Origin of the sequence: Aeromonas sp. FDAARGOS 1409 (assembly GCF_019048705.1) — a bacterium.
Lineage (GTDB): Bacteria > Pseudomonadota > Gammaproteobacteria > Enterobacterales > Aeromonadaceae > Aeromonas > Aeromonas sanarellii.
In genome coordinates, this window is sequence record NZ_CP077395.1 from 2,069,226 (window position 1) to 2,084,178 (window position 14,953).

At 60.2% G+C, this 14,953-nt stretch carries 16 protein-coding genes; 14 read left to right on the top strand and 2 right to left on the bottom strand.

Annotation, left to right across the window (positions count from 1 at the left end; all coding sequences use genetic code 11):
• Positions 1-29: 29 nt before the first annotated feature.
• The 3 genes from I6L39_RS09880 (at position 30) to I6L39_RS09890 (ending at position 1,930) form a co-directional block, all read left to right on the top strand.
• Positions 30-470, top strand: a complete 441-nt coding sequence (locus tag I6L39_RS09880; RefSeq protein ID WP_161469979.1) for a copper chaperone PCu(A)C — start codon at positions 30-32, stop codon at positions 468-470.
• A gap of 92 nt (positions 471-562) precedes the next feature.
• Positions 563-1,189 carry a TIGR04219 family outer membrane beta-barrel protein gene (locus tag I6L39_RS09885; protein ID WP_042074091.1) on the top strand — a complete coding sequence of 209 codons (627 nt, stop codon included), beginning with the start codon at positions 563-565 and terminating at the stop codon, positions 1,187-1,189.
• Positions 1,190-1,249: 60 nt separating this feature from the next.
• Complete coding sequence (locus I6L39_RS09890; protein WP_042074092.1) at positions 1,250-1,930, top strand: SDR family oxidoreductase; 681 nt, start codon at positions 1,250-1,252, stop codon at positions 1,928-1,930.
• 176 nt (positions 1,931-2,106) lie between these two features.
• Here I6L39_RS09890 and I6L39_RS09895 read toward each other — a convergent pair whose 3' ends face one another.
• Together I6L39_RS09895 and I6L39_RS09900 are read right to left on the bottom strand one after the other, a co-directional pair.
• Complete coding sequence (locus I6L39_RS09895; RefSeq protein ID WP_216991678.1) at positions 2,107-2,736, bottom strand: PolC-type DNA polymerase III; 630 nt, start codon at positions 2,734-2,736, stop codon at positions 2,107-2,109.
• Positions 2,737-2,931: 195 nt separating this feature from the next.
• The gene (locus I6L39_RS09900; RefSeq protein WP_216991679.1) at positions 2,932-4,656 is read right to left on the bottom strand and encodes a proline--tRNA ligase; all 1,725 of its coding nucleotides are present in this window, start codon (positions 4,654-4,656) and stop codon (positions 2,932-2,934) included.
• A gap of 202 nt (positions 4,657-4,858) precedes the next feature.
• Here I6L39_RS09900 and ruvA point away from each other — a divergent pair, with 202 nt between their 5' ends.
• From ruvA to tolB, 11 genes are all read left to right on the top strand, one after another.
• Positions 4,859-5,473: a Holliday junction branch migration protein RuvA gene (ruvA, locus tag I6L39_RS09905; RefSeq protein ID WP_042074096.1), complete on the top strand. Its 615-nt coding sequence runs from the start codon at positions 4,859-4,861 to the stop codon at positions 5,471-5,473.
• Positions 5,474-5,548: 75 nt separating this feature from the next.
• A complete protein-coding gene (gene ruvB, locus I6L39_RS09910) occupies positions 5,549-6,559 on the top strand; it encodes a Holliday junction branch migration DNA helicase RuvB (protein WP_042074100.1) in 1,011 nt (336 codons plus the stop codon).
• A 939-nt stretch (positions 6,560-7,498) separates the two neighbouring features.
• Entirely contained in the window at positions 7,499-9,055 is a 1,557-nt protein-coding gene (locus I6L39_RS09915) for a cytochrome ubiquinol oxidase subunit I (RefSeq protein ID WP_042074101.1), read from the top strand.
• 12 nt (positions 9,056-9,067) lie between these two features.
• Entirely contained in the window at positions 9,068-10,204 is a 1,137-nt protein-coding gene (gene cydB, locus I6L39_RS09920; RefSeq protein WP_042074103.1) for a cytochrome d ubiquinol oxidase subunit II, read from the top strand.
• 14 nt (positions 10,205-10,218) lie between these two features.
• Positions 10,219-10,335: a cytochrome bd-I oxidase subunit CydX gene (cydX, locus tag I6L39_RS09925; protein ID WP_005331536.1), complete on the top strand. Its 117-nt coding sequence runs from the start codon at positions 10,219-10,221 to the stop codon at positions 10,333-10,335.
• Positions 10,322-10,633: a cyd operon YbgE family protein gene (locus I6L39_RS09930; protein ID WP_042074104.1), complete on the top strand. Its 312-nt coding sequence runs from the start codon at positions 10,322-10,324 to the stop codon at positions 10,631-10,633. The genes cydX and I6L39_RS09930 overlap by 14 nt, the downstream gene beginning before the upstream one ends.
• 241 nt (positions 10,634-10,874) lie before the next feature.
• Entirely contained in the window at positions 10,875-11,282 is a 408-nt protein-coding gene (ybgC, locus tag I6L39_RS09935) for a tol-pal system-associated acyl-CoA thioesterase (protein WP_042074106.1), read from the top strand.
• Positions 11,272-11,958 carry a protein TolQ gene (tolQ, locus tag I6L39_RS09940; RefSeq protein ID WP_010672873.1) on the top strand — a complete coding sequence of 229 codons (687 nt, stop codon included), beginning with the start codon at positions 11,272-11,274 and terminating at the stop codon, positions 11,956-11,958. Before ybgC ends, tolQ begins: the two co-directional genes overlap by 11 nt.
• A complete protein-coding gene (gene tolR / locus I6L39_RS09945) occupies positions 11,958-12,404 on the top strand; it encodes a protein TolR (protein ID WP_042074109.1) in 447 nt (148 codons plus the stop codon). Before tolQ ends, tolR begins: the two co-directional genes overlap by 1 nt.
• Positions 12,405-12,409: 5 nt before the next feature.
• Positions 12,410-13,537 carry a cell envelope integrity protein TolA gene (gene tolA, locus I6L39_RS09950; protein ID WP_042074110.1) on the top strand — a complete coding sequence of 376 codons (1,128 nt, stop codon included), beginning with the start codon at positions 12,410-12,412 and terminating at the stop codon, positions 13,535-13,537.
• A gap of 89 nt (positions 13,538-13,626) precedes the next feature.
• The gene (gene tolB, locus I6L39_RS09955; protein WP_042074111.1) at positions 13,627-14,952 is read left to right on the top strand and encodes a Tol-Pal system beta propeller repeat protein TolB; all 1,326 of its coding nucleotides are present in this window, start codon (positions 13,627-13,629) and stop codon (positions 14,950-14,952) included.
• The last annotated feature ends 1 nt before the right edge of the window (position 14,953 follow it).

Below are 14,953 nucleotides of genomic sequence, written 5' to 3' on the forward strand. Positions count from 1 at the left end.
TTTAACAACATCATAAAAGGATTTCAACCATGTTCAAACGTGCGTTTTACTCCAGCCTGGCCCTGCTCCTGGCCGCCCCCGCGCTGGCCAAGGTCGAGGCCGTTGACGGCTATGTGCGCCTGCTGCCCCCGGGCTCGCCGAACACGGCGGCCTTCATGGTACTCAAGAACGATGGGGACAAGCCGGTGGCGCTGGTGGCGGCGGCTTCCCCGGAGGCGGGTCGTGCCGAGCTGCACACCCACCTGCACGAGAACGGGGTGATGAAGATGCGCCAGGTGGAGCGCATCGAGATCCCCGCCAGGGGGGAGGCCGTCCTCAAGCCCGGCAGCCTGCACATCATGCTGTTCGAGGTGCGCGAGCTCTCCCAGGGGACCCCCTTCCCGCTGACCCTGACCCTGGATGATGGTCAGACCCTGGGCCTGAGCCTGCCGGTGAAGCCCGTCGAGCCGATGAAAGGCATGCAGCACTGACATTTCTGGACGCTTGTTCAGCTTTTTACTCTAGGTATTCCGTGCACTCCGGGTAAAATGATGGCCTTTCCCGTCCATGATGGAGCCTTATGATGAAGAAGACCTTGATTGCCGGTTGTGTACTGGCCCTGTTCAGCCACGCCGCCACCGCCGCCGATGACTGGCGGTTTGCCGCGGGTGCCGATCTGTGGAACGCCCAGGGCAGCGGCCAGGTCAGCGGTGTGAGTGCTGGCAGCTATGACGAGAACTACAACTGGAGCGGCTACCTGCAACTGGAGCACGGCATTCTGCTGCTGCCCAACGCCAAGTTCGAGATGTCCGACTTCAGCAGCAGCGGCGGCGCCTTCAACAACGATCTGCTGGCCTATGATCTGAGCCTCTACTATCGCCTGTTCAACAACGACCTGTTCCAGATCGATCTGGGTCTGACCGGTCGTCGTTACGACGGCGATTTCAACACCCAGCACTACTCCTATGACAAGGACGTGCTGATGGCCTACACCGGCGGTGAAGTGCGCATCCCGGGGACGGGCTTTGCGGCCTTCGGCGACATGCGCGTGCAGGATGCCGACAACTACGACTACCGTCTGGGCGGTTCCTACAAGTTCTCCACCGTGCCGCTCAAGATCCGTGCCGGCTGGCGTGAGGCCGAGATGGACTTCGACCGCGTCGACCAGACTATCGACGGCTGGTTCATCGGTGGCGAGTTCACCTTCTGATCTGACGCCCCGGGCGGCGCATCACGGCTAAGTGATGGCTGGCTCTGATGAGGAGAGAAGATGGGCCATATCATAGTGACTGGCGCGGGCTCCGGGCTCGGGCGTGCACTGACCATAGGACTGGTTGAGCGCGGCCATCGCGTCTCCATGATGGGTCGCCGCTACCAGAAACTGCAGGAGCAGGAGCTGCGTCTCGGCAGCGCCGTGGTCGGCATCGCCGCCGATCTCGCGCACCACGAAGAGGTGGACGTCGCCTTTGCCGCCGCGGTGGAGTGGGGCGGCCTGCCCGATCTGGTGCTGCACTGCGCCGGTGTCGGCGAGTTCGGCCCGGTGGGCGTCTACACCGCCGAGCAGATCCGCCGGGTGGTGGAGAGCAACCTCGTCTCCACCATACTGGTGGCCCAGCAGACCGTGCGTCTCATCGGCGAAAAGGGCGGCGTGCTGGCCAATGTGCTCTCCTCGGCGGCCCAGGCCGGCAAGGCCAACGAGAGCCTCTACTGCGCCTCCAAGTGGGGGATGCGGGGCTTTCTGGAGTCCCTGCGGGCCGAGCTCAAGGGCTCGCCCCTGCGGCTGGTGAACCTCTATCCGAGCGGGATCCGCAGCGAATTCTGGGAGAATTCGGATCACGTGGACCCGAGCGGCTTCATGACTCCGGAAGACGCGGCGGCCTACATGCTGGACGCCCTGGAGGCGCGCAGCAGCTGCCATGTGACCGATCTCTTTATCGGTCGCAATGGCTGAGGCGCCGTGAGCCGGCCCTGTCGCCAGATGACAAGGAAACAAAAAGCGCGCCATTTGGCGCGCTTTTTTCTAAATTATCTTCTTGCCTGTCTTTACGCCGGGCCATCATGGATTTGAAGGCGGGTAAATTTAATACCGACATGGCATGAATGATTGATGATGCATGTCGGCACCTGTTATTTCCGAGCCGCATATTCCCGCAGGAAGGATGGGATCACCGGTTTTGGCTTCTTGCCAAGGGTCAGCAGCAATTCAAAATCCGGGTCGATAATGCCATGTCGACACGCCAGCTCTTCCAACAAGGCAAGCCAGAGGTGGGCCGTCACCTCGGCATCCGCCAGGGCGCGGTGAAACACCCCGTCATTGGGCAGGCACCGGTATTGCACCAGGGTACCCAGCTTGTGATCCGGGGCATCGGGAAACAGGCGCCTCGACAGCAGCAGGGAGCAGGCGAACTGCCCGCGGTATTGCGCCGGCAATCGCTCTAGTTCCGCATCCAGAAAGCGCTTGTCGAAGGAGGCGTTGTGGGCGACCAGATTGTCATCACCGATAAAGTCGACGAAATCCGCCATCACCTCGTTGCAGGGGGGAGCCTGTTTCAGCATGGCATTGCTGATCCCGGTATATTGCTCGATGAAGCTGCTCACGTTGAAGCCCGGATTCATCAATGCCGAGAAACGCTCGCTGATATGGCCATCCTTGATTCTGACGGCACCGATCTCGATGGCTCTATCCCCTTGTCCGGGTGAAAGCCCTGTGGTCTCGAAGTCGAGCACGACAACGGTATTGGCTGAGGCGATGGACATGACTTCTCGGGCAAGCTGGGTAAAGAGCGCCAGTCTAGGAAATCAGCCGTGCCGTGTACAGGGCAATACAGCTATCTCAATGGTTCACGCTGGAGGCGCATTTTTGTGCACCATGGCTGAGAGCCATATAAAAAGCCCCGAGTGCCGTGGCTCTCGGGGCTTTCTGATGAAAAGCGAAAGGCGGTGTCGGCGTTATCAGCGACCCAGCTTGCCCTTGAGCAGGGCGACGATCTCGCTGATCGCCACTTCCTGCTTCTCGCCGGTGCGGCGGCACTTGTACTCCACCACACCGTTGTCGAGGCCGCGGTCGCCGATGACGATGGCGTGGGGGATCCCCAGCAGCTCCATGTCGGCGAACATCACGCCCGGGCGCTCCTTGCGGTCATCGAACAGCACATCCACACCGGCGGCCTTCAGCTCGGCGTAGAACTGCTGTGCCTGCAGGGCCACGCGCTCGGACTTGTGCATGTTCATCGGCACTATTGCCACTTCGAACGGGGCGATGGCGTCCGGCCAGATGATGCCGTACTGGTCGTTGTTCTGCTCGATGGCGGCGGCCACCAGGCGGGAGACCCCGATACCGTAGCAACCCATCTCCATGGTGACGGACTTGCCGCCCTCGTTCAGCACGCTCGCCTTCATGGCTTCGGAGTACTTGGTCCCCAGCTGGAAGATGTGGCCCACTTCGATGCCACGCTTGAGCAGCAGCTTGCCCTGGCCGCAGGGGCTGGGGTCGCCTTCCACCACGTTGCGCAGATCGGCAACCTCGTAAGCGGCGATGTCGCGATCCCAGTTGGCACCGGTCAGGTGGAAGCCGGTCTCGTTGGCGCCGCAGACGAAGTCCGCCAGGTGGGCGGCGCTGCGATCGACGATGATGCGACCGGCAAAGCCGACCGGGCCGATGGAGCCTGCGTCGCAACCGGCGGCAGCTTTGATCTGCTCGTCGTTGGCGAAGGTCAGCGGGTTGGCAACGCCAGAGAGCTTCTCGGCTTTGATTTCGTTCAGCTCGTGGTCGCCACGCAGTACCAGGGCGATGACCGCCTGCTTGCCGTGCTCATCTTCCTCTGCCAGTACCAGCAGGGTCTTGGCGATGGCGGCCGGAGCCACGGCCAGGAAGGCGGCCACTTCATCGATGGTGTGCACGGCCGGGGTGGCCACCTTGGCCAGGGCCTTGGTCGCGGCAGGACGCTCGCCCGCCGGTGCCAGCGCCTCGGCCATCTCGATGTTGGCGGCGTAGTCGGAGCTGTCGGAGAAGGCGATCAGATCCTCACCGCTCTCGGCCAGCACCTGGAATTCGTGGGAGCCGGTGCCGCCGATGGAGCCGGTATCGGCCTGTACCGGGCGGAAGTTCAGGCCCATGCGGGTGAAGGCGGCGCAGTAGGCGGCGTGCATCTTCTCGTAGGTCTCGACCAGAGAGTCCTTGTCGATGTGGAAGGAGTAGGCATCCTTCATCAGGAACTCGCGGCCGCGCATCACGCCGAAGCGGGGGCGCACTTCGTCGCGGAACTTGGTCTGGATCTGGTAGAGGTTCAGCGGCAGCTGCTTGTAGCTGTTCACCTCGTAGCGCACCAGGGCGGTGATCACCTCTTCGTGGGTCGGGCCCAGCACGAAGGGACGGTTGTGGCGGTCGGTCAGGCGGCACAGCTCGGGACCGTAGTCATCCCAGCGGCCGGACTCCTGCCACAGCTCGGCGGGCTGCACCACCGGCATGGAGACTTCGATGGCACCAGCATTGTTCATCTCTTCGCGAACAATGTTCTCGATCTTCTTCAGCACCCGCAGGCCGGTCGGCAGCCAGGCGTACATGCCGGAGGCGAGTTTGCGGATCATGCCGGCGCGCAGCATCAGCTGGTGGCTGATGACCTCTGCGTCGGAGGGGGTTTCCTTGAGAGTGGAAAGCAGATATTGGCTGGTACGCATCGCGGTAGACCTTCGCTAGTTCGGGCGGCTTGGCCCTGGAAAATTTCAAGTGCGGAATTTTAACAGGCCGAGCCTCGTGGCCCAAGGGCTAAATTCAGTCTGGTGAGGGCGAGGCCGAGGGCGGCCTATGCTGGATACTTATCCAGTTATTCTTTATGCTAGTGGCCAATTTGGAAAGAGTCTGCGTGGCGAGGAAGAGAACATGATCGGTCGCTTGAGAGGCGTCATCATCGAGAAGCAACCCCCCGAGGTCCTGATCGAAGTGGGGGGTCTGGGGTACGAGGTGCACATGCCCATGAGCTGCTTCTATGATCTGCCGGAACTGGGGAAGGAGGCGGTGATCCACACCCACTTCGTGGTGCGGGAAGATGCCCAGTTGCTGTATGGCTTCAATCACAAGCAGGAGCGGGCGCTGTTTCGCGAGCTGATCAAGACCAATGGGGTCGGCCCCAAGCTGGCGCTGGCGATCCTCTCCGGTATGACGGCCACCCAGTTCGTGATGAGTGTCGAGCGCGAGGAGATAAGCTCTCTGGTCAAGCTGCCCGGGGTGGGCAAGAAGACCGCCGAGCGGCTGGTGGTGGAGATGAAGGACAGGCTCAAGGGCTGGGTCAGCCACGATCTCTTCTCCCCGGCCGAGATCGCCCTGCCTGCCAAGGAGAGCCCGCTGCGCGCCCCCGATGCGAGCGAGGAGGCGGCCAGCGCCCTGGTGGCGCTCGGCTACAAGCCGCAGCAGGCGAGCCAGATCGTCACCAAGGTGGCGGTCGAGGGGATGTCGGTCGAGGCCATCATCCGCGAATCCCTGCGCAGCCTGGTGTGAGTGTGACCATGAACAGAGCGGATCACCCCCTGCCGCGCGCCGGTGCGAGCGGGGATGCAGCGCGTGAGGTAGCCCATGATTGAAGCGGATCGTCTCATCTCGGCAGGGGCTGCCCGCGAGGACGAGATCATCGATCGGGCCATCCGGCCCAGGAAACTGGCCGATTACACCGGGCAGGATCACGTCTGCGACCAGATGGAGATCTTCATCGAGGCGGCCCGCCAGCGCGGGGAGGCCCTGGATCATCTGCTGATCTTCGGTCCGCCCGGCCTCGGCAAGACCACGCTGGCCAACATCGTCGCCAACGAGATGGGGGTCAACATCAAGACCACCTCGGGCCCCGTGCTGGAGAAGGCCGGCGATCTCGCCGCCCTGCTCACCAACCTGGAGCCGAACGATGTGCTCTTCATCGACGAGATCCACCGCCTCAGCCCCGTGGTGGAGGAGGTGCTCTACCCGGCCATGGAGGACTACCAGCTCGACATCATGATAGGGGAGGGGCCCGCAGCCCGCTCCATCAAGCTCGACCTGCCCCCCTTCACCCTGATCGGCGCCACCACCCGGGCCGGCTCCCTGACCAGCCCGCTACGGGATCGCTTCGGCATCGTCCAGCGGCTGGAGTTCTACAACGTCAAGGACCTCACCGACATCGTTTCCCGCAGCGCCCGCTGTCTCGGCCTCGACATGTCGAGCGACGGGGCGCTAGAGGTGGCGCGCCGCTCCCGGGGCACGCCGCGCATTGCTAACCGATTGTTAAGACGGGTGCGGGATTTCGCCCAGGTGAAGTCCGACGGGCGGATTGACGGACCCATTGCGGCCCGCGCCATGGACATGCTGGACGTGGACAACGAGGGTTTCGACTTCATGGATCGCAAGCTATTGTTGGCCGTCATCGACAAGTTTATGGGGGGGCCCGTGGGGCTCGACAACCTGGCTGCCGCCATCGGCGAGGAGAAGGACACCATCGAGGATGTGCTGGAACCCTATCTGATCCAGCAAGGCTATCTGCAACGTACACCCAGAGGGCGGATCGCGACCCAGAGAGCCTATGCGCACTTCGGCCTGGAACGGCCGGCAGAGCAGTAAGCGCCGCGATGTGAACGAAAAAACCGCCCTCAAGGCGGTTTTTTGTTGTGCGTGTAAAAAAAGCCCACGGCGGATGCGGTGGGCAAAGACAATTCAGGATGGATGTTCACAGACTGTGAGGGCGTCTGCAGGCCGGTCGGGAAAAAACAAAGGAGCCGTCGCGAGGCCTCAGAGTCGGTTCATTTGATAGAGTTGAACGAAAGAAAGCTTGTAGTAACGGATGGTCTTGGCAACAAACTTTTTCATCATTAATCCCAACAAACAGGTTCGAAATGTTCATCGAATACGTACCGGGAACCCGGAATGACCGGCCTGTATCCAGAGGTATGCCCTCACTGCGAGGCGCATTGTAGGAGCTCTTGCCGGGAGGAACAAACAAGAAAATCTATGGGCTTTTGATTAGATAAAGTAATGATTTACCTGAGGCGGGATATACGCATAAACATGTGTTTTTACTGGTTTTAAATTGCTTTCATGATGAGCCGCATCATTTTTTAAATAATGGAATAATGAGCGCGATTTTTATGGCTTTCACTATTTGATTAACAGAATTGAAACTATTTTGTTTCTTTATAAAATTGATTTAAATCAATAATTTATGTTCGTGTGTTTTTTGTGATGCGGTTCGCACAATTAATATGAATTGGCTCGTAAGTTGCCTTGAAAAAGCATGTATTGGCGGTGGTTTTACATTGATTTCAATCAAATAAAGGTGATATAAAACAGCGATCATTATAGGCGGGAATAGAACCATAGTTATTGTTTGAAAGATGTTAAACATTAGCTTTTTTTGTTCTCGTGTATTGCCTTGTTGTTAATGTGGTGGCAGTCGAATCCGGTCAGACCGCCGACGGCGTGACCGACCGTTCGGGGACTTCCAGTGGAAGCTTTGTCCTTAAAACTCAAAATAGCCGTGCCAATAATCGGTGAGGAAACATCATGATTGCTGAGCATGTGGTAGACCTATCGCGGTTCCAATTTGCCGCGACGGCCCTTTATCACTTCCTGTTTGTACCCCTGACGCTGGGGATGGCCTTCATCCTGGCGATCATGGAGTCCGTCTATGTGATGACCAACAACACTGTCTACCGGGACATGACCAAGTTCTGGGGCAAGTTGTTCGGGATCAACTTTGCCCTGGGGGTCACCACAGGGCTCACCATGGAGTTTCAGTTCGGTACCAACTGGGCCTACTACTCCCACTATGTCGGCGACATCTTCGGGGCCCCGCTGGCCATCGAAGGGCTGATGGCCTTCTTCCTGGAGTCCACCTTCGTCGGCATGTTCTTCTTCGGTTGGGATCGCCTCAGCAAGCGCCAGCACCTGGCCGCCACCTGGCTGATGGCACTCGGGACCAACCTCTCCGCCCTCTGGATCCTGGTCGCCAACGGCTGGATGCAGAACCCGGTGGGTGCCGAGTTCAACTTCGAATCCATGCGCATGGAGATGGTGAGCTTCGCCGACCTGGTGTTCAACCCGGTCGCTCAGGTCAAGTTCGTCCACACGGTCGCGGCAGGCTACACCACGGGCGCCATGTTCGTGCTGGGCATCTCTTCCTACTACCTGCTGAAGCACCGTGACGTGGCCTTTGCCCGTCGCTCCTTCGCCATCGCGGCGGCGTTCGGCATGGCCTCCATCCTCTCCGTGCTGGTGCTGGGCGACGAGTCCGGTTACGAGACCGGCGAGGTGCAGAAGGTGAAACTGGCGGCCATCGAGGCCGAATGGAACACCGAGCCGGCGCCGGCCTCCTTCACCCTGTTCGGTATCCCGAACCAGGAGGAGATGCGCACCGACTACGCCATCAAGATCCCCTATGCCCTTGGCATCATCGCCACCCGTTCCCTGGACGGCCAGGTGACCGGCCTCAAGGATCTGAAGAGCGAGCACGAACTGCGCGTGCGCAACGGCATGACCGCCTACGAGCTGCTGACCAAGCTGCAATCCGGTGACAAGTCCGAGGATACCCGCGCCCGCTTCGACGAAGTGAAGCAGGATCTGGGCTACGGCCTGCTGCTCAAGCGCTACACCCCGAACGTGACCGACGCCACCGACGAGCAGATCAAGGCCGCCGTGGATGATTCCATCCCGCAGGTGCTGCCGCTGTTCTTCGCCTTCCGTATCATGGTCGCCTGCGGCATCCTGATGCTGGTGCTGATCGGTCTGGCCTTCTATGACAGCACCCGCCACAAGATCGGCGAGCGCAAGTGGCTGCTCAAGGCGCTGCTGTGGGGCATCCCGCTGCCCTGGATCGCCATCGAGGCGGGCTGGTTTGTCGCCGAGTATGGTCGTCAACCCTGGACCATCGCCGAGATGCTGCCGACCTACGTCTCCGCATCCAACATTCCTGCGTCCGAGATCTGGTTCTCTCTGATCGGGATCTTCCTGTTCTACACGGTGCTGCTGATCATCGAGATGTACCTGATGTTCAAGTATGCGCGCCTGGGCCCCAGCAGCCTGAAGACGGGCAAGTACCACTTCGAACAGAGCAAGGCATAAGGAGAGTGACCCATGTTTGATTACGAACTGTTGCGTCTGGTCTGGTGGGTGCTGGTCGGCGTGCTGCTGATCGGTTTCGCCATCACCGACGGTTTCGATATGGGGGTGGGCGCCCTGCTCCCCTTCGTCGGCAAGAAGGATGTGGAGCGTCGGGTGATGCTCAACACCATGGGACCGCACTGGGAGGGCAACCAGGTCTGGCTGGTGACCGCTGGTGGCGCCCTGTTCGCCGCCTGGCCCATGGTCTATGCGGCGGCCTTCTCCGGCTTCTACATCGCCATGATCCTGACCCTGATGGCGCTGTTCTTCCGTCCGGTCGGCTTCAAGTACCGCTCCCTGCAGGAAGACGCCAAGTGGCGCTCCAACTGGGACTGGGCCCTGTTCGCCGGTAGTGCCATCCCACCCGTCATCTTCGGGGTGGCGTTCGGCAACCTGCTGCAGGGGGTACCGTTCAGCTTCAACCAGTTCCTGATGATGACCTATCACGGCAACTTCTTCGGCCTGCTCAATCCGTTCGGCCTGCTGGCCGGTCTGGTGAGCCTCTTCATGATCATCACCCAGGGCGCGACCTGGTTGATGATGAAGACCGAAGGTGAAGTGCTGGCGCGTTCCCGCACCGCCGCCATGATCTTCTCCCTGCTGACCCTGGTGCTGTTCGCCCTGGCCGGTGTCTGGGTGAGCGGCATGGATGGCTATGTGATCGTGGGCTCCGTCGCCACCGACGCCGTCACCAACCCGCTCCACAAGGAAGTGGTGGTGCAGGCCGGTGCCTGGATGCAGAACTACGGCCTCTACCCCTGGATGATCGCCGCTCCCGTGCTGGGTCTGGCGATGTGCCTGCTGACCGCAGTGGCGGCCAAGCTGGACAAGGGCTGGGTGGCGTTCCTGTTCTCCTCCCTGGCCATCGCCGGCATCATACTGACGGCGGGCTTCTCCATGTTCCCGTTCGTGATGCCCTCGAGCCTGGAGCCGTCCCAGAGCCTGACCATGTGGGATTCCACCGCCTCCTTCAACACCCTCAAGGTGATGACGGTAGTCGCAGTCGTCTTCGTACCGACCGTGCTGGCTTACACCATCTGGACCTATATCAAGATGTTCGGCCGGGTGAGTAACAAGCACATCGAAGACAACCAACAATCGCTCTACTAAGAAGGTGCCCTGATATGTGGTATTTCACCTGGATCCTGGGGCTGCTGCTGGCCTGTGCGTTTGGCATCATCAATGCGCTCTGGCTGGAGCACACCGAGAACCTGGATCGTCAGATAGATGAAGACAAGTGACAGGCTTGCCCGGCTGGCCGCTCCCCTGGAGCGCCAGCCATGGCAGGGTCTGATGCTGCTGGCGGCGGCCCTGTTGGCCGTCGCCATCCTGCAGGCACCGAACCTGGTCGCGGCGAATACCAGTGACCACGGTCTCTGGCTCGCGCCCTGGTTGATGTGGGCGGTCTGCTGCGGGGTCATGCACGGCCTGGGATTCCATCCTCGCAGCCTGGTCGGCCGCGTGCTGTTCTTTCCCTGGCTCGCCCTGCCAAGCCTGTTGTACGGGCTCTGGCTGACCAGCAGCTATTACCTGTCATGAATGCAGAGGGGGAGGCCGGCGTTTAGCCGCCTCCCCCTGTTTTTCGTCCCCTCGGGGGTGGCTGTCTTATCCCGGCTGCAGCCCGTCTGGTATGTTCGGCGGAGTCTGTCCGGGAACGGGTTATTTCCTGCCATAAAAAACGGGGGGAGATGGGATTTCCCTGTCTCCCCCTGCTTCTTTCCTATTCAGCCCTGCGCTATGATAGCCCCCCATCTGACTGTCGAATGGATCACAGATTTTTATGGGGGAAGTCTCTGAGTTTCCGGTGCGTGTCTACTACGAAGACACGGACGCCGGAGGCATCGTCTACAACGCCAACTATCTCAAGTTTATGGAACGGGCCCGCACCGAATTCCTGCGCGCCGGCGGCATCGAACAGGATGTCCTGCTGCAGGAGGGCATCGCCTTCGTGGTGAGTCGCACCGAGATCGACTTTCGCGCCGCCGCCCGCTTCAACGAACTGCTGACCGTACTGACGCAAGTGACTGAAGTGAAACGTGCCTCCATGCGCTTTTCACAGCAGATACTGGCGGCTGATGGGCGGCTGATCACCCAGGCCATGGTTCAGATTGCCTGTGTCAGCCATCCGCAAATGAAACCTGTCGCAATACCTGAAAAAATCAAGGGAGTGCTGTTAAGTGCACGCTGAAATTTCGTTTATTGGCCTGTTCTGGCAAGCCAGTCTGTTGGTCAAACTGGTCATGATGACCCTGATGGGCATGTCGGTCGTCTCCTGGGCGCTGATCATCCAGCGTTCCAAGGCCATCAAGGCGGCCAATCTCGCCTCCGAGCAGTTTGAAGACAGATTCTGGTCCGGGGTCGATCTCAATCGCCTCTACCAGGAGTCCTCTTCCCGTCGTGACGACATCGAAGGCATGGAAGACATCTTCTACTCCGGCTTCAAGGAGTATGCCCGCCTGCTCAAGGCTGGTGCTCGCGGCCAGGATGCGGTGATGGACGGTACCTATCGCGCTATGCGGGTCTCCCTGTCCCGCGCGGTGGACGATCTCGAGTCCAACCTGCCGGTGCTGGCGACCATCGGCTCCATCAGCCCCTATATCGGTCTGTTCGGTACCGTCTGGGGGATCATGAACGCCTTTATCGCCCTGGGTCAGGTGCAGCAGGCGACCCTGCAGATGGTGGCGCCCGGCATCGCGGAGGCGCTGATCGCCACCGCCATGGGCCTGTTCGCCGCCATCCCGGCCGTTATCTTCTACAACCGCTTCACCAACAAGGTCGAGCGGCTGGAAAACGCCTACGCCAATTTCATGGACGAGTTCACCACCATACTGAACCGCCAAATCGCACAGCAGGGTGAGAAGTAATGCAAACCTATCAGCGGCTCAAACGCAAGAAGGTCGCCGAGATCAACGTGGTGCCCTACATCGACGTCATGCTGGTGCTGCTCATCATCTTCATGGCGGTGACGCCGGTGATCACGCAGGGGGTCAAGGTGGATCTGCCCCAGGCGGAATCCGAGCAGTTGCCGGAAGATTCCAAGCCGCCTTTCATCGTCAGCGTGAACACCGAGAGCGAGTACGTCATCAAGGCCGGCGAGGCCGATGACGAGCCGGTGCCGAGCGGCACGCCAGAGGCGATGCAGCAATACATCACCGAGAAGGCCATGGGCTACCTGGCCATCAACCAGAACGCCCCCGTGGTGGTGGCCGGTGACAAGTCCGTGCGTTACGAAGAGGTGATCCTGCTGATGGTGGCCCTCAAGAAAGCCGGTGTGCCTCAGGTTGGTCTGATGACGGATCCGGTGAACTGACGGAGATGGATGTGAAGCGTGGTATTTCCGGTTATCTCGTCGCGTCGCTGCTGCTGCATCTGATCATCGGCATCATCCTGCTGGTCGGCGTCGACTTCAGCAAACCCAAGCGCCCCGAGTCCAAGGGACAGATCGTCAATGCGGTCATGATGGACAGCGAAATGCTGGAACAGCAGATGCAGCAAATCCAGCAGCAGAAGCAGGCCCAGCCCAAGGCGGTGCAGCAGCAGAAGGACAAGGAAGACGCCGAGCGCGTCAAGCGCGAGCTGGCACAGGAGCAGGAGCGCCTGCGCATCGCCGAGACCAAGCGCAAGCAGGCCGAGGAGGCGACCCGCAAGGCCGAGGCCGACAAGCAGAAGAAAGAGGCTGAACAGAAGCAGGCGGAAGAGAAGGCCCAGAAAGCCGAGGAAGCCCGCAAACTCGAGGAGCAGAAGACCAAGAAGGCCGAAGCCGAACGCAAGGCGGCGGAAGAGGCCAAGGCGCTGGCGCTGAAGAAAAAGAAAGAGTTGGAGAAGAAGCAGGCCGAGGAGAAGGCCAAGGCGGAAGAGGCCAAGGCCAAGAAGGCGGAGGCCGAGAAGAAGGCCAAGGCCGAAGCGGAGAAGAAAGCGAAGGCGGAAGCCGAGAAGAAAGCCAAGGCGGAGGCCGAGAAGAAGGCCAAGATCGAGGCTGACAAGAAGGCAAAAGCTGACGCAGAGAAGAAGGCGAAGGCGGAGGCCGAGAAGAAAGCCAAGATAGAGGCGGAGCGCAAACGCAAGGCGGCCGAGGAGGCCAAGCTGCAAAAAGAGATGGAAGCCATGATGGAGCAGCAACTGGCGGCTGAAGCCAATGCGCGCAGTCAGGCTGCGTCTGCTGCCGCCAAGGGCGAAGTCGACAAGTACGCCGCCCTCATCAAGGCCACGGTCGAGCGTTACATGATTTTGGATCCCACCATGCGGGGCAAAACCTGTACTATCGGTGTCAAGTTGGCCAGCAGCGGCTTCGTCATCTCGGTGGACAACGGCCAGGGCGACCCGGCTGTCTGCCGCTCCGGCAAGGCGGCGGTGCTGAAGGCCAATCAGTTGCCGGTGCCGAAGGATCCGGCGGCATTCGAGATGATGAAGGAGTTGAGTCTTCAGTTGGCTCCGCAAATTTAAGTGATTACAAAGAAAGCACTGCTGCTTTGGTTAACAATATTTTGTTGGTCAGAGAGTCGAATCTCAAATTGGAACTGAGAGTTTAAGCCATGATAAGAAAAGTGTTTTTTGCTTTGGTTGGCTGCCTTCTGCTAGGCCAGAGCGCTCAGGCGGCCTTGGACATCGTCATCACCGGCGGTATCGACAGTGCGCGCCCCATCGCCATCGCCCCCTTCAAGTGGGAGGGCAATGGCCAGTTGCCGCAGGACATCGCCGAGGTGGTTTCCAACGACCTGATGCGCAGTGGCAAGTTCAAGCCCCTGTCCCGCAGCCAGATGCCGCAGACCCCGAGCACCAGCGGCGAGATCAACTTCGCGCCCTGGGCTTCCCAGGGGGTGGAGGCCGTGGTGGTCGGCTCCATCGCCGCGGTGGGTGACGGCACCTACAAGATCAACTTCGAGCTGGTCGATGTGCTGAAGGGCCAGCTGGCCAAGGCGCAGGGCGGCGAGGCGAACGGTTACATCCTGGACAGCCGCATGGCGACCATCCCGGGTGCCCAGATGCGCCAGTTCGCCCACCGCATCTCCGACATCGTCTACGAGCGTCTGACCGGTGAGCGTGGCGCCTTCCTGACCCGGTTGGCCTATGTGTCGGTCCAGCAGGGCACCCAGTTCCCGTACCAGCTGCGCATCTCCGACTACGACGGCTACAACGAGAAGACCCTGCTGCGCTCCCGCGAGCCGCTGATGTCCCCGGCCTGGTCGCCGGATGGCAGCAAGCTGGCCTACGTGAGCTTCGAGAACCAGAAGTCCGAGATCTACGTGCAGGACATCTACACCCAGCAGCGCAGCATGATCACCAGCTTCCGCGGCATCAACGGTGCCCCTGAGTGGTCGCCGGATGGTCGTCGTTTGGCTATTGTCCTGTCCAAGGACGGGCAGCCGGATCTCTATGTTGTTGATGTTGCTAGCAAGCAACTCACTCGAGTCACAAATAACCGCACTATAGACACCGAACCCTCCTGGATGCCGGACGGTCAAACTTTGCTGTTCACCTCTGAACGTGGTGGCAAACCCCAGATTTATAGCGTAAATTTGGCGACTGGCGTCACTCGCCGGATGACCTGGGAAGGGGATTCCAACCAGGGGGCATCCATCACGCCGGACGGCAAGTCCATGGTGATGGTGACCCGGGTTCAGGGACAATATCGCATCGCTCGCCAGGATATGGAAAACGGAGCCATGCTGGTACTGACTCAGAGTGCTCTGGATGAATCGCCAAGTGTGGCTCCCAATGGCAGCATGATCATTTATGCCACCATCTATCAGGGTCGTAAGAGTCTTGCATTGGTGTCGACCGACGGTCGCTTCAAGGCAGTGCTTCCGACCAGTAGCGGTGAAATTCGTGCACCAGCTTGGTCGCCCTTCTTGAATTGAT